Consider the following 17,534-nt stretch of genomic DNA (forward strand, 5'->3'; position numbering starts at 1 on the left):
AATATGCCGGCGTTGATTTTATCTGCGCTTAAACTGGATATTTTCGCATCGTCTATTGACGCATTAGCTATCTTTGCATTGGTGATTGCTGCATCGGCTATTTTTGCATTTGTAATTGATGCATCAGCAATCTTTGCGCTATCAACAGCCAAATCAGCTATCTTTAAGTTTGTAATCGCAGCGTCTTTGACTTGTAAGGTATCAACTGCCGCCGTACCGATTTTAGCGTTAGTTATCGCACCGTTTTCAATCGCTATATTCCCGACAGCCGCATTAGCTATTTTTTCAGCTGTGACAGCACTGTCCGTTAACTTACTTGCATCAACAGCCAAATCAGCGAGTATATCAGCGTTAACACTGCCAAACAGCATGTCATCTGTGATAATTTTTACTGTCGTCGCGCTCACGATCGTTGTAAAATCGCTTGGACGACCGTGATGATTAACAGCCCTTAATGTGTAGTACCACGTTTCACTCGTCTCAACAACGTGACTATACCCACTTGAGTCACCTTCAAAAATAAGGTTTTGAGGTTGTGTTATATAATCGATTGACTTAGCTGCATAAAGCTCGTATTTTTTTACGTTGATAGAGTTTGAATAATCCCATGCAATTTGAATTGTTTTAAATCCTGCAGTGACAGAAAAGCCAGTCGGGATTGCGGGCTTGACGTTAGGATAACTGTCTTCCGTGACATTTTTCCATCTGTCTCGATTAGACTCGATTGTATTAACAATCTCGTTGATCTTATTGTCTGTCGATATTTTTTGGTCTGTAAACACTCGGTATTCAGCACCAACAACAATTGTATTGTTGGCCGGATTCTCCATGTCAATCGACAGTTTTTTAATCAAGTAATAATCATCGATATCGTGTATTGCGCTTTTAACTTCGACATATTCAAAGTAGTTAAGTTCGTCAAAATTAACGTCCGCCATCGATTTGTCAATCGCTTTTAATTCGACTGTGACAGGCGTTTTAATAGCTTCAGATAGATAAGCTTCAGCTTTTGTTTTTAAATTGCTTGGTAGAGTCACGTCGCTAAATTCAACTGTTTCATAAACCCAACCATAAGCGTCAACAGCCTCTTGATTGTAGATGTAATCAACACCATCATTCACTGACGTTATGTCGACGTACGACTCGTTGCCTTCTTCATCTTCAATTCTGGCGCCTTTCGGTATAACAGCTGTTACAATCGCGCTGCCTTTTCTCGACCTTGTTAAATCCAATAGATTTTCTCTAAACTCTATTTTTTGATTACTGTAAAAAGTAGAGTCTTGTAAAAAGTCGACGTAATTGACGTTATTTTCGCGTCTAAAGTGTAAATAGCCGTTAAATGATTTAATCACTTTATTTGTGATAACATCCCATGTTTTTGTGTGAGTTGCATCTGATCTAACGATGTAGTCGTTATCATCTTGTATCGTTATGTTACCGATGTATAATTTTTTATAGTCATCAACTTGATCGTTGTGTTGCGATATAATCATGTTGATATACTCTGATACACTACCAGTAAATTCATACGGCCTTATGACAGAGTCATTTAAATACCCTAGCGCGCCTTCACACGCGACTTTTTTATCGTTGTAAAATCCGATGTCGTCATCCAAAACACGCCCATAAAAAAGAAGCGTATCATCTTGATACAATTCAATGATTGATTTGAGCTTATAAACACTCTCGTATAGTGGATGAGTTGGATAAATTGTAAAATCAAATCCACCCGTTTTATTAACTTCAAGCGTTAGTTTTTTATCGGTGATTTTAAGTTCATCGACACGTGGATCAAACAGCAGTTGACCATCACAATAAACTGTGTACATTAAATCGCCCCCTCTCTATATTCAACAGAGAGTTTTGTTCCTTCAGCACCACTGAATGTAATGTTGTTATCACCTTCAGTGAATACAATGTTAGTGATCCGGTGCGTACCTGCGTCTAGCGTGTAGCTATTACCGTTAAACGTAATTGTGATTTCACCGTCAGTCGTGATCGTCGGGATCACACGCTTACGTGAGTTTTTGCATACGATTGACTTTGTTCCGGCGCTATCTATCGTTACGTTATAGATTGTCGGTATTTTTTTGATCATATACGTGTCGCAAGTCGCGGCAACGGTCAATCTTAGTACAACTCCATCTCTTTCGAACGTTGTTTGGCACCGTCCATCTAAATAATATTCTTTTAGATTGTCGGTCTCTATAACTCTTCTTTTGCCATGCAAATGAGCTCTCACCTTTCTCTTTAAAGGCTCCCACTCTTTTTCATTTCCTATAAAAGCAAAAGAAGCTTCGAATTTTCGGTCTTTATAAGCGATGTCGCCCGTCAGAGATTCGGTTAAATCAATACTTCCGTCTCTGAATGGTATGTCGATGTAAAGTTCCTTAGGTTCCGGTTCCTCTACATTGACTGATGTACAAAAAAGACCCCAATCCGAATAAGACGCTACGCCATCAAAAATAACTTGGTTCACGGACGTCCACGCCCTCTCATTTCAGTTTCGTCGCTCAACTGACGATCTATTTCTTTTCTTAACGCTCCCACAAGAGCGCCTGTCTGCATCACAATTTGATAATCTTGATTTCTTAACAAACTAGCAATATCTTCAAGTATGTTAATCATATTTTGCATGCTCATGTTTCTTGCGATTCCATCACCAATTCCCGCTAGTGTAGATTTGTTTAAAGGTAATACTGCCTCAGGACCTGCTTCACCAACACCCTGTAATCCTCTCGCTGTGTTAAAAATCGTTGGTTTATCGAAGATACCACCTTTAGCATTCCAATTAACTTTAAGTTTTGGCACACCGTCTTTTAACCAAGTGATGGGATTCATACTTCCGCTGATGCTGAATTTCGGCATTTTAAGTTTTGGCCACGTAAATTTAAAGTTGAAGAAACTTTTTATCTTGTCGATGGCATCTTTGACTTTATCTCTAGCTGATTCGATTTTATTCTTAATCCCGTTATAGATATCAGAGAATATACCAAGAACTTTATCTTTCGTTCTGCCAATACTGTCAAAGTAACCTTTTATTTTATTTATAGCATTGCTCACTTTATCCCTTGCATTGTTGATTTTCTCGGCCATTCCAGATGACATATTTGCAAACCAACCAATGACTTTTGAAACTAGTGGTAAGATGTACTCTGTGAACTTATCTCGCATCCAAGCGATGATATTAGCGATAAGATTGATTGTTGGTTTAAATATGTTTTCGTAATAAGCTTTAAACGCTTCAACAAGATTTTTAAACGTATTTTCAATCGCTGGCATATGCTTTTTAAACACAGATACTAGCACGTTGATAATATCGACAATAAACATAATGGTTGGTTGCAATATCGTTTCCCAAATATTTTTAATATTGTCAAACGCGAGTTTTACGACCGTCCATATATGCGGCCAAGCCACTTTAAATAATTCCCACACGAGATTTAACACGTTCATAACAGCTTCAAAAACTGGTCTTAACGTTGTTTCCCAGATGTTTTTTATACCAGCAAACACATTGCTAATTGTCTGTTGAATCATCGGCATATTCGCTTGTATCCAGTCGTACAAAGAGAGAAAAACAGGAAGTAGATACGTTTTAAATATATTGACTGCTGTTTCAACAAAGAAACTAATCGCACTAAACACTTTACCCATGACGGATTGAATCGTTGGCATGTTTGCTATAACCCATTCAAGCGCTTTTTGGAACATCGGCATAACTTTAACGCCGATATTTGTTGTTACCGCGCTTAAACTACGTTTGACTTGATCCATCGTGTCTGTAAACTGGACACCTGCGCCCACAGCTTCACCATCAAGAACAATACCTAAATCTTGTGCTTGTTTCTTTGCATCTTCTATTGATAGTGATCCGTCTTGTAAAGCAGGTAATAATTCACGACCTAACTTTGTACCAAATAATTCTGATGCAAGTGCCGCTTGTTCTTGACCATTTTCCATTTCAGAGAGAGACTGAATAGACTGAACAAAAGCGTCTTCTGTGGATAAAGTACCATCTCTTACATCGTCCATATTAACGCCAAGAGTTTCGAGCGCACCCGAATACTTTTCATTTCCGTTAGCCGCTTCGCCCATCCGTTGATTCAATCGTCCGACAGCTTTTTCTAAGTCAGCTTGAGATAGTCCGTTTTGACTCGCCCAATAGTCCATCTCTTGATAAGCTTCAGCGCTTACGCCCATTCGTTTACTCGCCTTGTCAACGTTATCAGCGACACTCGCTGCTTTACTAGACATGCCTAACAATGCACCGCCAGCAGCAGCCGCCGCGCCGACAACAGCCGTACCAATTAAAGCACCTTTTTTTGCTACATCAGCAAACTTTGAACCTGTGGATTTACCTTTTTTATCAACATTGTTCAGCGTGTTAATTGCATCTTTATCGTCTATGAGTACTGAGCCGAACAATTTAAACAGTTCCATTTATCGTTCCTCCTTTCCGAGTAACTCACTCATGATTTCATCTTTGTTTCGAGTGTCCATTTCAATTTTCGGAGGATATAGTTTTTCGTAAAATTCTTCAAACGTTTCAAACGTTTCTTCTGTGTAAGACGAATATCTAACTAACCAAAGTGCGTATGTTTCTTCTTTTTGTTTTTCTTCAACCGCTTTATTGAGTAACTTTGATGCTCTTTTAAGCGACAACGACATGATATATTGCATGTCGCTATATCTAGATAGAAAGATATCTTCTATATCTTCAGCTTTTAACGTTACTCCTGAATAAAAAAATCAACGATATCTTCGTCATTAAATAGTTCTTGGAAAAACTCGATCAATTGTTTTAATGAATATTTCTTTACTTTTTGCATGTCATCGCCCGTTAAATCAGCGATAAATTTGTACACTAGCTTTTCTGCTTTATGAATCTTTTTAACAAGTTTAAATCCTAATTCGGCACCCATGTTTGCCTGTACGTTGCCTTCTTTTGACTTCGCTTTATCAAGCATCTTATTTAAATCTAATTCAATACCCATTGCATCGATAATTTCTGATAGTTTAAACACGTCTGATAGTTCTAGTTTTCTCATTTTTTACCTCCTAAAAATAAAAATAAAAAAAGAGAGCAATTAAGCCCTCTTAAAACGTTTTATACTACTTCTCCCATGAGTACTTCCCACGGTGCGGTATCTCTGTCATCTTCTGTGTAGCTAGCTGTAAATTCTAATGCAGGGACGACTTCGTTCTTATCTTCAAGTGTCCACTCTAAGTTACCGATGTTAATTGCATTTTTAACCGTGATAACGACTGGCTCGCCGTCTTTAGTCTTACCTTCCCATTTAACGTCATTATAATCACCCGCATCAACTTTAATCGTTGACGTGATTTTATTACCTTCAGCTACTAGTCCAGGATAGTACTTTTTCATATCCGGTGCACTAAACATTTCTAATGCGTTGACCGTTAGCTTTGCGTTCTCCGTATCAATCACGATACGTCCTTTGACTTGCCCACGATCACCATCAGCTTCGATGTTTCTAATCTCACGTTCAACTGTAAAAGATGAACCGCCACGTGTTAGTCCAATCGGTTGTTCTCCAATTGTCACAACGCCATAGCCCAGTAAAATCTTATCTGCTGTTGCCATTTAATTACCTCCTACTTAAAATATATTCGTGTGTTGTATCGTAAAAACACACCTTGCTCACTAATTAATTCATTTCCATCTACAAACTGCCGACCTTCCCTCATAAAATGAGCGTTAAAGCCGTCAGTGTTCATCACTAAATCATTTAATTCATTGTCTATGCTGTCCGCTAAATCTTCCATCACACGCACACTTTTGTTTGTATCTTCGTAAATATCCACATGGACATAAAAGTCTTCACTAGGCGTGTTATCCATAACCGATTCGATGCGATAGACGACGTAAGGGAAGGTTGGTGAGCTAGTCGAAGTATTACGATAGACACGCTCATGTTTAGTTTTTAAAAAGCCGTATATAGCATCAGCTATCATATTTGTATTCATCAGTTCACTCCTTTCGTATTTCATCCAACGCTTCGCCTATCATTTGTTTAATCAGTTCAGCATTTTTCGCAACGACTGGTTTTATAGGGTCTTTTTCCCAACCCATTAATATATGCGAATAAAAAACGCCTCTTTTAGGGTCTTTGTACCACCCTATTTGCAAATCTTTTTCTTTCTTTCTTGCCCAATAACCGAGAGACTTTCTTAAATCTCCTTTGTCTTTCGGTACATTCGGCTTAATCTCTCTCACTAACTGTTGACCTGCCAAGTTCATGACTTTGTAAGGTTTTTCTTGTATGCGTTTAGTGATATGTTCTAAGTTTGATTCCATCGTTAGTTCTTTTCGTTTACGCGCCATTTACTTCACTTCCTACTTGAGACGAGCAGACCAATTCGCGCATATCGCCTTGTTTTGATGCTCTAACAATCGTGTATTGTTGACCGTTGTACCTAACAAAATTTTCATTGCTGTATTCAAAATCATTAATTTCAAATGTTAATTCTGGCTTCAACCCACTTCTTGCAGCTTGATAGAATTCAGAGCGGTTATCGTCTAATTGATTAGCTAGTCTTCGGTACCAATCAACAGATTGAATAACTTCGCCATGTTCAATCATTTCAATCAGTTTTCCAATCTCGATTTCAATATCGAAGTTCATCTAATCACCACCATTCGAAATTAATAAATTGTGTAAGCGCCACTGCAAATGTCTAGGCATAGTTGGACTCTCTTTATTAGAATAGCGATACTCCGCATAGTCAACTAAAAACATAAGATGAGCCGTGCTCTCGCTATCTAATAATAATCCTTGTATATCAGTTAATTCACTCTTAATACCTGTTAAAATAGCAATAAGATAGGCATCACGAACGTTTGTCGTGATACCTAATCTTGCTTTTAATAAAGGTAATGCTTGTGTTTCCATTTAGATCACCCCTACGCAGTAGTAGTAACTGTAACTACGTTACTTGCGTCAGATTCTGTTTGATGCACGCTATTTGTAGCCGTCACATAAAATTCATACTCTGTACTCGCTGTTAAATTGCTAGCTGTATAAGTTGTTCCTGTCACGCTAGTCATCTTTGTTCCATCTTTGTAGATGTTGTATCCGTCAGCTTGGCTAACAGCATCCCAACTTAATTCAGTTTTAGTCTTAGTTGTTGCGGATGCTGTTAGGTTGACGGGTGCATTAGGGCGTATTAGCTGTATCCGGTGCGAATGTCGCTGTTGTTGTTGGTGCGCTTCCATCGATGTTAATTGCTACGAAACCATCACCGAAGATAGGGCGACCATCGTATCGAGCAGTACCTTTATAAACAGTATTATCTTCGATAAATTGTACGTGCTCAGATTGCGCGAATGAAGAACCGGCACGCTCCGCTAAGATGTAGTGAGAACCATAACCGCCGACAATGTCACCATCGGCCATAAACGGAAGAATAACTACGTCACCGTTGATGATAGGCAATGTATTATTAACACCAGATACAATAGCGCCCGCTGCGTTAAACTCAACTAACTTCGCTTGAATTTCAGTGTATGTTGTTTCGTTCATCGCCCAGAACTTAGAACCGTTACCGTAATTAGCTTTTGCTTTACCAGTGAAACGAATTAAGTTAGCGTAAAACTCTTTTGCATCTGCTCCTGTAACTTGACCTACATGAGTAGTAGAAAGGTCAGTCCAGCCTTTTTCGTTAGTACCCCAGTATGACGGTTCTACCGTTTCAGCAAGTCGAGTGACAATACCAACAGGCATTTTGGTACCTGTACCATATAAAATCGCTTTATCAACAGCGAGACCAATCGCTTGTCCTAAAGCATCCAAAATTTCGTTTGCAAGGTCGAAATCTGAATCTTCCAAAGTGGCATTACAAACAGGAATAAATCCACCAACTTTATAGCCGTCCATTTCCAGTTGATAGAATCGAAGATCTAATTCATTTAATGTCGCGCAAGCTTCCGTCCAAACAGCTTCTGGAATATCTCCGACAATATTGGTACGTGAAGTACCTGGAATAGCACGTAAATTAACTTTACTGATCAATTTAGAGTAACGATGTAAGTTATCACGCAATAGTCCAAGAATAACGTCTGGAATACCTAAATCAGCACCATTAATAGCACGTTTCTTCATTTGTGATTCTTTTAATACATTGCCTTCGCGAATATCAGTTAAAAACGTTTTTACTTCTTCGCGTTGAACAAATTGCTCCGATGCGGAACGTTCTTGACCTTTAAAAAATCCTTTATTTACTTTCATACGAACAACTCCCTCTGTTTTTTTATCTCTTTCTTCATTTGTTTCGTCAACGTTTTTTGGTTCGTCATCTTCCATATCGTCTAACTTTGTTTCTAAATCTTTGATTTCATCCTGCAAGCGTTGCTTTTCTTTGTCATTTTCTGATTGTTCTTCTTCCAAAGTTTTCACTTCTTCTTCAACAGCTTCAACTTCTTCATCTGTTTGAGCTTCTTCGATTGATGCTTCTAACTCTTCCGAACGCTTTTTAAAGTCTTTGTCGCGTTCTAGCACCTTTTCTAATTCACTATTACGTTGATCGATTTTTCTTTTAAGCATCAGTTGCTTTAATGCCATTCTTAACACGCTCCTTTAAATTGTTTTTCTTAGTTTCGAGTTTCCGTTTTTGTATATCTTCATAATCTCTTTTTCTAGCTTGAACTCCTGTATCTGCATAAGCAGGAAACGTAACAACAGACACTTCGTGTAAGTCGATTTCCTTTAACGTCCACTTGACCGTTCCGTCATCACGGAAATCCGTTTCTTCGTTGATAATATTAAAACCAAACGAACACTGATCTACGTCACCGCGTTTTACACGCTGATACAGATTAACAGCATCCGAATCGTTTGCGTTGATTCTAATCGATCCCCACAAACCCCTACTGTCAGTTTTCAAATCTAAAGTACCCGATTTATTTCTACCGAGAACAAGACCTGTGTCATGATTGATAAGCGCTCTAATGTCATTACTTAATGTATCGTCAAAGGCGCCGGGAGAGATTTCTTCATAAGCACCTCTAAAAAGTTCTGTCTCTGAATTAAAAACAGCAAAGTAACCTTCAATGACCATCTCGTCATCTTCTGCTCTAGTTTTTAAATCGACAGAGATACTTCTCATTTGTCTTTTCTCTCTACTCATTAACATCACCACCTTTCAATTTGTTTTGTTCGCCGATCTTATCTAACGGAATATAGTTTTCTAACAGAACCAATTCATTTAATCCGTCTAATGGCGTGAGCCCTAATTTATTTCTCACTTCATTACCAGGAGATAAACCACGAACATAAAGATTAGAGAATACTTCCGACAGTTCTTTTAAATCATAGTCATACAGACTGTGTGGATTGAATTTAAAGTACATGTCAGAACTAAGTAAAAGCTTTCTTGTTAGTTCTTGTTCCATCCCTTTGGCAATTGGCAGTAAAGTAGAGTTGATAAAATTGTTATACTCTTCTTTTTTATACTCACCTACACCTAAGAAGAAAGCAGGTACACCGAAAATACTAGCGACAGTCTTTTTATCAATCTCAACAGACTCATGAATAGCTATATCTTTTAACGACAAAGGCGTTACTTGTTGTACATCGATTAAGTCTGCAGGTATTATCCAAGGTTGTCCCGCTTCTGTAGAATTAAGATACTTTTTGTATACGCCGTTACGACCTTCCTCACTTGATAATTCAGCCGTATTTGCATCCACTTTGACGATTAATGAGGGCATATATTTACCACTCATGAAACTTTTCTTTGTTTCGCTTGCTTGTTTAAGATTGTTAATAACGTCTTTTAGTACAACGCGATATCCTGTACCCATATAAGGTTTCTCTGGGTCAGGGTTAATCATAAAATGAAGTATTTCATCGTGATCATACGATTTGTTCTGATATACAACTTGATATGAGTTGTCTGCACTAACAAACCTAATTTTTGATGGATTTAATGGTATCAAGTCATCAATTAATCCATTTTTAGTTTTAGGATAAACAACACTATTCCCTTTACCTTCAATCAACATCGTATAGACAATGTTGTACATCCATGCTTTTCTCGTTGTTAGTGAGTAAGGATTAATATCAATCTTTTTTGATAACTCGTTTTTTACTCTGATGTCGCCATCTTCCGAGTTTTCCATCAGATGAATCGTCATGCTTGAAATCAATTCAGCTATCTTTGATGCAGCCATCTTAACTTCTGGACTTTGCGACAATCTTGAATAGCCAGGAATCGCTAAACTTTCGTATGCCGTTTGAGTTTCTAGCCACCCTCTAGAATTTGATGGACTTCTTTGTCTTCCTAATAAAAAACCCAACTTTAAACACCCCCTTTATGAATCAATAGAGACACCCCCACTATTAAAATTCCTGTTACGATGAAACCGATAATAGTTGACCATATAAAAAAACCTACTGAGATAAAGGAAATCCCAATAAGCATCAACAAGTCGCTTGTGTTATCTTTTATAAATAAAAATACGGATTTTGGTGTTAAATACATCATTTTTAAGATTTTGTTTGTTAGCTCTTTTAAAATATTAATCACCACCTAACCATTTGCTTGCTGTCGTTCCTTTTTCTAAATCCTCTAGCATTTGAACTGCACCAAAAACTGATGCATCAAACAAGTCAATTCTTTGCGTACCACCATCACCATCTACTTTTTCATATTGGATCATGTCATCTGTTTTTTCGATAGCTCTCACGTTCTGAACGCAGTATTCAAACGCTTGGTTTCCTAAGTAATAAAACTCGCCATTCTTAACTTTAACTTCGATTCTTCTGAATCCTTGCGATTTTTTGTGGAAGTATTGCGGTTGATCAACGATACGGAATCCACTTCTCTTCATGCCTAAGAAGAATTCCTTACCGAATTTTTTATCGAAGCCAATCAACTTAATCTTAAAACCTTTTCTTTTCATTGTTTTAAACCAGTTAATAATGTCATCATACGAAACCGTTGGTGTATTACTCATCGTTAACACACCGTCGTCTTTCCATCCGAATAACGGAATGTTGTCTTCTTCGGCTTTTTTGTGTGCTGCGACAATCGGGAAGAATGCGTGTGAAACAACAATGTCGATATCTTTACCTTTATATTTATATCGACCGTATAAAGCCGCTGCTGTTAAGTCGTGCAATTTAGATAAATCAGCACCGCCATACCATTGAATTGGTAATTTAGCTAACTCTTCTAGTGTCCAACTATATTTATTATCACTCGCTCTAAACTCTTCGATGTTAAAGTAAGCGCGCATAGCACTTGTGTATATATTTAAGGATTTAGCAAAGAAGTCCTTTCTTCCTTGTGGATCATTTTGCGCTTGCTCGGCATCGTTCATAATATCTTCTCGACGAATAGTTACGCCATAGTTTGGATTAGCTTTTTCGTGTTGCTCTGCACTCGTGTAATCAACTTCGCCATTTTCATCTTCGTCAGCTTTAGCTATAAAAACAAAGTACTCTTCTGCTGTTACCGTTTTGTCTAATATCTTTTGACAATACTTCAATCTGTTGTAGCAAAAGCTATTCATATTGTCGCCAGCTGTCGTGATGCCAATCATTAACTTGTTTGTATATGCTTTCATCGCTTCTTTTATAATATTGTATTGTTTAGGTGTTCTATAAGCATGCAACTCATCTGCTATACCTACGTTACAGTTCAGCGAGTCTTGTGCATCTGGGTTTGCAGCTAATGCTTTGATGTATAAGCTACCGTCCCCCAAATCACCACTAATGGAGTGCTCTTGGTTATTATCTCGAATACGGAAGTTGTCACTCTCGCCCATTTCATCCAGGTTATACTTAATAAAATTAAACGACTGCATAGACTGTTCAAGCGCGGCACCTACAATATATATTGTCGAACCGGATTTTCTCTGTAATAAAGCTAACCCCCATGACAACGCGGCGATAAATCTCGTCTTACCATTCTTTCTTGGAAGGAATATAAACGCTTCTTTATAACGACGTTTAATCGTACCTTTCTCAAAAAAACCCAAAAGATTATACACAATAAATTTTTGCCACGGTTCCAAAATAAAAGGCTCACCCATAAGTGGTGAACCATCTAATTTTTCTCCCTTATCATGAACAATCGTTTTTTCAATAATGCCAATAACAAAATCGGCATCTTTTGTTTTAAAATCATATTTTTTATAATCAAGATCATCTAAATAACGTTGACACGCTTGCACTATTTCTTTTCCGGCTATCTTTTTATTATCGACAACTGATCGTGCATACTCTAACACCTCAGCTTCGTGCATGTTTTTATCCAAAGCCTTTCAGCACTTCCGCTAATTTCGATTTAGGCTTGCTGTCAGAAATAGTACTTTGAATAGATTTCGGATTTAGAGTTAATCTGTCAGAGTATGTGATGATATCTTTTCTTAAATTCTCAATAACCAAAACCAAAGCCGGCTTTTTACCTGTTTCTATCATGTATGCATCATGCGCTTCTTTCTCGTTTTGATATTGGTCTAAGGAATTGCGATATTGAACAAGAAGATCAGTGTAGATATCGATAATTTGTTCAAATTCAATTTTATACGTGTTCAGCGACTTCATGTCGCTAATAACACGCTTTTTGTAAATTGTCTTTAAGTCTTGTTTGTTTGTTAAAAACTCTACCTTTTTTTGCGGTTCCTTGCTTTCTTTTTTAAATAAACTAGATGCTCTTTCTTTTAGCTCAGAGCTTGGGTTCTTCTTGCTACGCTCGACTTCAGACAAATAATTACGAGAAATATCTAGCATTTCAGCGAGTTGTTTTTGAGTAAGGTTTTTCTTTTTACGATATGCTTTTAACTGTTCTCCAAAATTCAATACGCTCATCCCCTAGCGACATTTTCAAATTTTTTAAACTTAGTGGAGAGGGAAAGAGTTCCCCCCGCCGGTCCCTTAAATACTGTTATTCCTATTAATAAGAGGGGGGACTATCGTTTCAATAATGACTAACTTCGTTTTTACAATCTTCGTTCTTACACGTTATTGTCATGTGTGCGCCACTCGCTAACCATAGTTCAATCTCTTCGCTTGTGTCTGGAATGTCATCTACTGATACCGCCGTTATCTTTCTACCGCAGTTATCACAAATGATTGTAAAACTATTTTTATCAACCATGTCGATCGCCACCTTTTAATTTTCTTTCTTCATAGAATCTATCAAACTCTTTCTTGCGTTTGCTTTGCCAATATAAACCGCGACCAATGACTTCATTCGTGTTCCTATCATGGAATGTATTGTGTGTAGCATTGGTTAACGGTAGCAAGTTCCAATCTTCATAAGCTAACTCAGGGTAATCTTCTAAAGGATAGATGTGATGTATCATCTCTGCTTGTCTATTGTTACCGTACTGTCTACTCTCAGCACATAGATAGTCACGTTGTTTAAGTATGTTCTCTCGTTTACGTCTCCACCTTTTAGTCTTATAAAACGGATTAGTCTGTTTCGTTGCCAAACTATCACCTCTCTTTATCCACTCATGACAGCGCAGGAACTTAATCCTTTTATGCTGTGCGCTGTAATCAATAGATAATAAAAAAGACACCTCACTATGAGATGTCTCAGATAATACTATTTAGTTAATAAATATCGTGTGCTTTACTTTCCATTTCTCTAGATCAATGCGTACCCAGAAACTATAAATGCCTAATGTTATAAAAGTTAATAATAGCCACTTGATCCATCGGCCGAATAGACTAACAGCTGAGCCTGTAAACTTCAGTCTTCTACCCTCAATCACCGTGTGATTAATTTTCCATCCATACACTCTGCATAGCGCCCACGGATACATAATACCAAACGTTACAATTGTGATAACCCATCCTAATAACGTCCATCCTACCAACTGCAATAACCCTCCATCAAAATACGACCTTGTTTCTCCTGTCATACAATCACTCCTTAGTATAATTTGACATGGTTTTATATTACCATAATAGAAAAGAAATAGAAGGGTTAAATTTAAGGACACCCGCACCGATTGCACGAATGTCCTAACTAAGGAGATGTATTCCACATTAACATAATATCACATTTTAGAAGGCCAAAAGTGACATGATAGTGACATGTTATCTCCAACCGAGCACTTCAACTGTCGCTTGAACCATTTCATCACGCCATCTCAACGCTTGTCTCTTGCTTACTGAACATTGATGCGCAACGTACTCCCAATCCTTATTATTGTCCTTGCACCAGTATCGTTCATGCACTAACCGCTTCCGGTCTTTAGGTAATGCGTTATATACTGTTTCAATCGCGCTTGTAATCTCGCGTAAGTAATTAAGCTGCTTATGTTTAGTCAGTCTAATAACTTTATCTGCCGTCGGGTCTGTTGTGTCTCTTACGCTGTTCTTACCGGACACAACTGTTGGATCGTTGTTACTATCATCGTACGGATAAAGTATTGCATCTTCTAGCATCTTAATTTCTTGTAACGTACGATAATAATTAAACCATTCCGATTCTACTTTTTTAAATGTTGACTTGGTTGTCTTTAATTCCTGCACATTATCTACCGCCTATCTGCTTGATCCGTCTTCTAAGTCAATTCTAACTTTGTACTTCAATGCATTAATTTCTTCTCGTGTTGTGATAAAAGCTGTGTTCCATCGCTTGTAATTGTTGTATGCGTCCGCTTCTTTCTGTCTTATATCGATAATAGCAAGCTCTGCATGTACTGCTTTGCTTTGTTTAGATTTTAAGTACTCTGTGTTGTAAATACGCTTACGCTCAACGTATATGTTTCTGTGCATCTCTGAGAATATCGCAGCTAATCGACCGATGAATATAAGCTGTTTTGATAACAAGTATATCTTGTCTACTTTATCCTCTTCAGATAGCTGCATGATCTGTTTATGATAGTTCTTCACTTCTTCTAGATTCTCATCTATCCGCTTCTGATTAGTCATATAATCACTCACTGACTGTTTTAATAACCATTATATTGTCTCTCGTGATTGGTTTTATTTTTGTCGTAGTAGGCTTGTTCTATCTGTTCGTCTGTAAAACCTAGCAATCTTCCTAAATTTAAAAAACCATTAAACAACATTTCATACGAACCTAACACACCCATAGACATGCAATTTTTAACCGATTCCACATGATTAAATAGTTGGTTAAATTGGTGCAAGATCGTATAATCCAATCCAGTCGGTTTAAGTGCTGTATAGACAGAAAAATGATATTCATTTCCGATAGATAACAAAAAATGCAGACAATCGACGTATTCTTCTAACAATGGATTTTCATAAAGATTAATAAAATCACCATTTTCAACCCCTGTATAGCAAACCCAGCTACCTTTCGTTCTCGGTTTTTGGTCTTCACTCCAAAACTTAAATCCTCGCCACTCATTTGCAAGTTCTCCTAATTCTGTCCTCAACGCTAAATACTTTTCTGCAAGAAGATCTTTACCTTGTAATCCTTTTTCTTCGACTATGCGTTCATCTAGTTTTCGCTGCGTTTCAAACAACTGTTTTAAATCCATGTTCACGTTCTCCTTTTAATTAAAATTGTAATATAAAGAAATACTTAATACGATCGCTATCACATCATCGACTAATCTCGGTTGTGTTTGACCATATATGATTTTCTCTAATAGCATCCATGCAATTGTTACGATTATATAAAGTATTAATATTTTAAATATCATCAAAATCAAATTCCTCTCGATTGCACTTTAATTAGTTCTTTTTGCAACTGTTCATTTTCTTGTTCTAATCGTTCGTTTGTTTCTTCTAAAGCTTTTATATATGCTTCTACGTTGTGTAATATCTCAGCTAGTTCCTTATCGTGACGTTTCATAAATAATAACCTAATTTATCGTAGTCTATAGTTTCATCGTAATCAGTGATTGTCATCGCTTGGACGTTTCCTTTTAACAGCCTGTTTAGTACACTTTGTGCCTCATCGACTAATAATGGATATCTTTTATATTTATCATAAGAACTAATATATTCATCGACTGATATCGGCTTAGGAATAACTAAACCCATACGCTTAGCAATAAAACTAACCTCTTTAGCTTGATCTGAACTATTGACTATTATGATAGCGTTGGATTCGTGAGCCATCTTAATAAGTTTCGTTGTCTTTCCGCTTTTTCTTGGTTGGCAAAATACTTTAATCATTCCGTCACTTCCTCACATTTTTTTAGCTAGTTCTAATAGATTTTTAGATTTGAACATGTTGTCTATTTCTTTTACTTTCCGTTGCATTCTCGTTAAATAACCTTCACTATAAATAGTTTGCTCTAAATATTCTTTCGTCTGAAACTTATCGAATTCGCTTTTAAATATACTTTCGGCAACCCTGCTTTCTAATTCTGTCGGCTTTATTTTTTCCCCGGTTGATTCCATCCGTTTAGATTTAGCAGCTAATTGCTTGATCACTTTCTTTTTTAGTCTCTTTTTCATTCCATCTCTTCCTCCCCAGTCTTATATTCAATGTCGATAGGTATAATTTTTTCCGGTTTGAAAATCATCTTGTAATCATATTCAGACACGTCTGACGTTCTTAATTGCTCGACTGTGTACGTCACATTGTCGCTCAGTCCTAGATAATGCTTTTGATATTTGTCCGGTCCGACCTTTGCGATGACTTCGATAACGTTGTCTCGGTCGAGGTCTACACTGATGTTCCCGACCATCTCCATGATATAAGTGTCAGTGAGTGAGTTATAAAAAACCACGCGTCTGATCACTCTGAACTCGTCTGAATCCTTGCTGATATTGTGTGACACTGTATCCGCCGCTGAACAAGCGCTTAATAATATTGTTAGTAACACCATAGTTAGTAAAATCAATTTTCGTTGTTTCATTTCTTCATCTCCTCTGAAGCTGTTTATTTATTCTTTAAAGTCGATGTGTATTTCACATCGTATTCGACTTCAACGACAAAGCATGTATTACAGACATCACATTCCATTTCATGTTTTACAACCTGGTGTATATCATCGTCAGAATATTCCGAAGCGCAAACAGGACATATGATTTTATCTTGATGGAAACAATCCCATTCATCATGACCGTTTTCTTTTGCAAGTTGTAACGCTTCTTGCTTACGTTCTTCATGTTCTATTGAATTGCAAGACTTACATTGAAACCCATCTGGTGTACCCCATGGTATTTCAGTAAGATCTTTTCTATGGGTGCCACACGTAACACATCGGTCATGCTCTTCGCAGACAATATAAGAATATTTTTCATTATTGTTTAAGCATTTGTTGCAACCACAAACCCAATACCATCCATATTCAAACCTTTCAGCATACAAACCTCGCATTGGTGGATCTAATCTTACTTCTGGCAATTCACTATTATAGGAGTGTTCATTCCAAATATTTGTGTGTCCCGAACGTAATCTTTCATTCCATTCTTTTGGTATTTGTGGAATGAGTATTTTGGTGTCTTTTAACTTCATTTCTTCATCTCCTTTGTTGTATACTGAATTTTCCTTTCGGAAGAAACAAACGTTCGTCATCGCTTGTTCTGTATTCAACATCACATAGCTCATTATCATAAATA

27 protein-coding genes are annotated in these 17,534 nt (G+C 37.3%); all 27 read right to left on the bottom strand.

Annotation, left to right across the window (positions count from 1 at the left end):
- The coding region (locus BM098_RS03380; RefSeq protein ID WP_089830419.1) for a phage tail protein at positions 1–1,829 on the bottom strand (1,829 nt) is incomplete at its 3' end.
- Positions 1,829–2,479, bottom strand: a complete 651-nt coding sequence (locus BM098_RS03385; RefSeq protein WP_089830422.1) for a hypothetical protein — start codon at positions 2,477–2,479, stop codon at positions 1,829–1,831. The genes BM098_RS03385 and BM098_RS03380, both read right to left, overlap by 1 nt.
- Positions 2,476–4,443 (bottom strand): hypothetical protein, encoded by a 1,968-nt coding sequence (locus BM098_RS03390; protein ID WP_089830424.1) that lies wholly within the window; start codon positions 4,441–4,443, stop codon positions 2,476–2,478. Before BM098_RS03390 ends, BM098_RS03385 begins: the two co-directional genes overlap by 4 nt.
- Positions 4,444–4,683, bottom strand: a complete 240-nt coding sequence (locus BM098_RS03395) for a hypothetical protein (RefSeq protein WP_089830426.1) — start codon at positions 4,681–4,683, stop codon at positions 4,444–4,446.
- Between the two features lie 50 nt (positions 4,684–4,733).
- The gene (locus BM098_RS03400; RefSeq protein WP_089830428.1) at positions 4,734–5,051 is read right to left on the bottom strand and encodes a hypothetical protein; all 318 of its coding nucleotides are present in this window, start codon (positions 5,049–5,051) and stop codon (positions 4,734–4,736) included.
- A gap of 59 nt (positions 5,052–5,110) precedes the next feature.
- A complete protein-coding gene (locus BM098_RS03405) occupies positions 5,111–5,608 on the bottom strand; it encodes a hypothetical protein (protein WP_089830430.1) in 498 nt (165 codons plus the stop codon).
- 11 nt (positions 5,609–5,619) lie between these two features.
- The gene (locus tag BM098_RS03410; protein ID WP_089830433.1) at positions 5,620–5,991 is read right to left on the bottom strand and encodes a hypothetical protein; all 372 of its coding nucleotides are present in this window, start codon (positions 5,989–5,991) and stop codon (positions 5,620–5,622) included.
- A gap of 4 nt (positions 5,992–5,995) precedes the next feature.
- Complete coding sequence (locus BM098_RS03415; RefSeq protein ID WP_089830435.1) at positions 5,996–6,349, bottom strand: HK97 gp10 family phage protein; 354 nt, start codon at positions 6,347–6,349, stop codon at positions 5,996–5,998.
- Entirely contained in the window at positions 6,339–6,650 is a 312-nt protein-coding gene (locus BM098_RS03420) for a phage head closure protein (RefSeq protein WP_089830437.1), read from the bottom strand. Before BM098_RS03420 ends, BM098_RS03415 begins: the two co-directional genes overlap by 11 nt.
- Positions 6,651–6,917 carry a hypothetical protein gene (locus tag BM098_RS03425; RefSeq protein WP_089830439.1) on the bottom strand — a complete coding sequence of 89 codons (267 nt, stop codon included), beginning with the start codon at positions 6,915–6,917 and terminating at the stop codon, positions 6,651–6,653.
- Between the two features lie 11 nt (positions 6,918–6,928).
- Complete coding sequence (locus BM098_RS13965; RefSeq protein ID WP_089830441.1) at positions 6,929–7,240, bottom strand: fibronectin type III domain-containing protein; 312 nt, start codon at positions 7,238–7,240, stop codon at positions 6,929–6,931.
- Entirely contained in the window at positions 7,182–8,585 is a 1,404-nt protein-coding gene (locus BM098_RS03435) for a phage major capsid protein (RefSeq protein WP_089830443.1), read from the bottom strand. The genes BM098_RS13965 and BM098_RS03435 overlap by 59 nt, the downstream gene beginning before the upstream one ends.
- The gene (locus tag BM098_RS03440; RefSeq protein WP_089830444.1) at positions 8,560–9,150 is read right to left on the bottom strand and encodes an HK97 family phage prohead protease; all 591 of its coding nucleotides are present in this window, start codon (positions 9,148–9,150) and stop codon (positions 8,560–8,562) included. Before BM098_RS03440 ends, BM098_RS03435 begins: the two co-directional genes overlap by 26 nt.
- Positions 9,143–10,321, bottom strand: coding sequence for a phage portal protein (locus BM098_RS03445; protein WP_089830446.1), 1,179 nt, complete (start codon positions 10,319–10,321; stop codon positions 9,143–9,145). The genes BM098_RS03440 and BM098_RS03445 overlap by 8 nt, the downstream gene beginning before the upstream one ends.
- 222 nt (positions 10,322–10,543) lie before the next feature.
- Positions 10,544–12,274: a terminase large subunit gene (locus tag BM098_RS03455; protein ID WP_089830626.1), complete on the bottom strand. Its 1,731-nt coding sequence runs from the start codon at positions 12,272–12,274 to the stop codon at positions 10,544–10,546.
- A 4-nt stretch (positions 12,275–12,278) separates the two neighbouring features.
- The gene (locus BM098_RS03460; protein ID WP_159430101.1) at positions 12,279–12,830 is read right to left on the bottom strand and encodes a helix-turn-helix domain-containing protein; all 552 of its coding nucleotides are present in this window, start codon (positions 12,828–12,830) and stop codon (positions 12,279–12,281) included.
- A gap of 118 nt (positions 12,831–12,948) precedes the next feature.
- The gene (locus BM098_RS03465) at positions 12,949–13,128 is read right to left on the bottom strand and encodes a hypothetical protein (protein WP_089830452.1); all 180 of its coding nucleotides are present in this window, start codon (positions 13,126–13,128) and stop codon (positions 12,949–12,951) included.
- Positions 13,121–13,465 (bottom strand): HNH endonuclease, encoded by a 345-nt coding sequence (locus BM098_RS03470; RefSeq protein WP_089830454.1) that lies wholly within the window; start codon positions 13,463–13,465, stop codon positions 13,121–13,123. Before BM098_RS03470 ends, BM098_RS03465 begins: the two co-directional genes overlap by 8 nt.
- A 120-nt stretch (positions 13,466–13,585) precedes the next feature.
- On the bottom strand, positions 13,586–13,900 hold the full coding sequence (locus BM098_RS03475) for a DUF898 family protein (protein WP_089830456.1): 315 nt from the start codon (positions 13,898–13,900) through the stop codon (positions 13,586–13,588).
- Positions 13,901–14,078: 178 nt separating this feature from the next.
- A complete protein-coding gene (locus BM098_RS03480; RefSeq protein WP_089830459.1) occupies positions 14,079–14,516 on the bottom strand; it encodes a transcriptional regulator in 438 nt (145 codons plus the stop codon).
- Between the two features lie 12 nt (positions 14,517–14,528).
- Positions 14,529–14,918, bottom strand: coding sequence for a hypothetical protein (locus BM098_RS03485; RefSeq protein ID WP_089830461.1), 390 nt, complete (start codon positions 14,916–14,918; stop codon positions 14,529–14,531).
- Positions 14,919–14,938: 20 nt separating this feature from the next.
- Positions 14,939–15,496: a dUTP diphosphatase gene (locus tag BM098_RS03490; RefSeq protein WP_089830463.1), complete on the bottom strand. Its 558-nt coding sequence runs from the start codon at positions 15,494–15,496 to the stop codon at positions 14,939–14,941.
- Positions 15,497–15,666: 170 nt separating this feature from the next.
- The gene (locus tag BM098_RS13400; protein WP_159430102.1) at positions 15,667–15,813 is read right to left on the bottom strand and encodes a hypothetical protein; all 147 of its coding nucleotides are present in this window, start codon (positions 15,811–15,813) and stop codon (positions 15,667–15,669) included.
- The gene (locus BM098_RS03495; RefSeq protein ID WP_089830466.1) at positions 15,810–16,139 is read right to left on the bottom strand and encodes a hypothetical protein; all 330 of its coding nucleotides are present in this window, start codon (positions 16,137–16,139) and stop codon (positions 15,810–15,812) included. The genes BM098_RS13400 and BM098_RS03495 overlap by 4 nt, the downstream gene beginning before the upstream one ends.
- A gap of 12 nt (positions 16,140–16,151) precedes the next feature.
- Positions 16,152–16,424 (bottom strand): hypothetical protein, encoded by a 273-nt coding sequence (locus tag BM098_RS03500; RefSeq protein WP_089830468.1) that lies wholly within the window; start codon positions 16,422–16,424, stop codon positions 16,152–16,154.
- Positions 16,421–16,828, bottom strand: a complete 408-nt coding sequence (locus BM098_RS03505; protein ID WP_089830470.1) for a beta-sandwich lipoprotein — start codon at positions 16,826–16,828, stop codon at positions 16,421–16,423. The genes BM098_RS03500 and BM098_RS03505 overlap by 4 nt, the downstream gene beginning before the upstream one ends.
- A 23-nt stretch (positions 16,829–16,851) precedes the next feature.
- Entirely contained in the window at positions 16,852–17,523 is a 672-nt protein-coding gene (locus BM098_RS03510) for a hypothetical protein (RefSeq protein WP_234987401.1), read from the bottom strand.
- Positions 17,524–17,534 lie beyond the last annotated feature (11 nt).

Source organism: Halolactibacillus halophilus, assembly GCF_900115605.1.
Classification (GTDB): Bacteria; Bacillota; Bacilli; order Bacillales; family Amphibacillaceae; genus Halolactibacillus; species Halolactibacillus halophilus.

Bases quoted from the DNA above. Each gene is read 5' to 3' on its own strand.
- BM098_RS03465 (WP_089830452.1), bottom strand. From the start codon at position 13,128: ATGGTTGATAAAAATAGTTTTACAATCATTTGTGATAACTGCGGTAGA.
- BM098_RS03425 (WP_089830439.1), bottom strand. From the start codon at position 6,917: ATGGAAACACAAGCATTACCTTTATTAAAAGCAAGATTAGGTATCACG.
- BM098_RS13400 (WP_159430102.1), bottom strand. From the start codon at position 15,813: ATGAAACGTCACGATAAGGAACTAGCTGAGATATTACACAACGTAGAA.
- BM098_RS03400 (WP_089830428.1), bottom strand. From the start codon at position 5,051: ATGAGAAAACTAGAACTATCAGACGTGTTTAAACTATCAGAAATTATC.
- BM098_RS03395 (WP_089830426.1), bottom strand. From the start codon at position 4,683: ATGCAATATATCATGTCGTTGTCGCTTAAAAGAGCATCAAAGTTACTC.
- BM098_RS03390 (WP_089830424.1), bottom strand. From the start codon at position 4,443: ATGGAACTGTTTAAATTGTTCGGCTCAGTACTCATAGACGATAAAGAT.
- BM098_RS13965 (WP_089830441.1), bottom strand. From the start codon at position 7,240: ATGGAAGCGCACCAACAACAACAGCGACATTCGCACCGGATACAGCTA.
- BM098_RS03510 (WP_234987401.1), bottom strand. From the start codon at position 17,523: ATGAGCTATGTGATGTTGAATACAGAACAAGCGATGACGAACGTTTGT.
- BM098_RS03490 (WP_089830463.1), bottom strand. From the start codon at position 15,496: ATGGATTTAAAACAGTTGTTTGAAACGCAGCGAAAACTAGATGAACGC.
- BM098_RS03420 (WP_089830437.1), bottom strand. From the start codon at position 6,650: ATGAACTTCGATATTGAAATCGAGATTGGAAAACTGATTGAAATGATT.
- BM098_RS03475 (WP_089830456.1), bottom strand. From the start codon at position 13,900: ATGACAGGAGAAACAAGGTCGTATTTTGATGGAGGGTTATTGCAGTTG.
- BM098_RS03440 (WP_089830444.1), bottom strand. From the start codon at position 9,150: ATGAGTAGAGAGAAAAGACAAATGAGAAGTATCTCTGTCGATTTAAAA.
- BM098_RS03455 (WP_089830626.1), bottom strand. From the start codon at position 12,274: ATGCACGAAGCTGAGGTGTTAGAGTATGCACGATCAGTTGTCGATAAT.
- BM098_RS03415 (WP_089830435.1), bottom strand. From the start codon at position 6,349: ATGGCGCGTAAACGAAAAGAACTAACGATGGAATCAAACTTAGAACAT.
- BM098_RS03485 (WP_089830461.1), bottom strand. From the start codon at position 14,918: ATGACTAATCAGAAGCGGATAGATGAGAATCTAGAAGAAGTGAAGAAC.
- BM098_RS03500 (WP_089830468.1), bottom strand. From the start codon at position 16,424: ATGAAAAAGAGACTAAAAAAGAAAGTGATCAAGCAATTAGCTGCTAAA.
- BM098_RS03405 (WP_089830430.1), bottom strand. From the start codon at position 5,608: ATGGCAACAGCAGATAAGATTTTACTGGGCTATGGCGTTGTGACAATT.
- BM098_RS03505 (WP_089830470.1), bottom strand. From the start codon at position 16,828: ATGAAACAACGAAAATTGATTTTACTAACTATGGTGTTACTAACAATA.
- BM098_RS03495 (WP_089830466.1), bottom strand. From the start codon at position 16,139: ATGATTAAAGTATTTTGCCAACCAAGAAAAAGCGGAAAGACAACGAAA.
- BM098_RS03435 (WP_089830443.1), bottom strand. From the start codon at position 8,585: ATGGCATTAAAGCAACTGATGCTTAAAAGAAAAATCGATCAACGTAAT.
- BM098_RS03410 (WP_089830433.1), bottom strand. From the start codon at position 5,991: ATGAATACAAATATGATAGCTGATGCTATATACGGCTTTTTAAAAACT.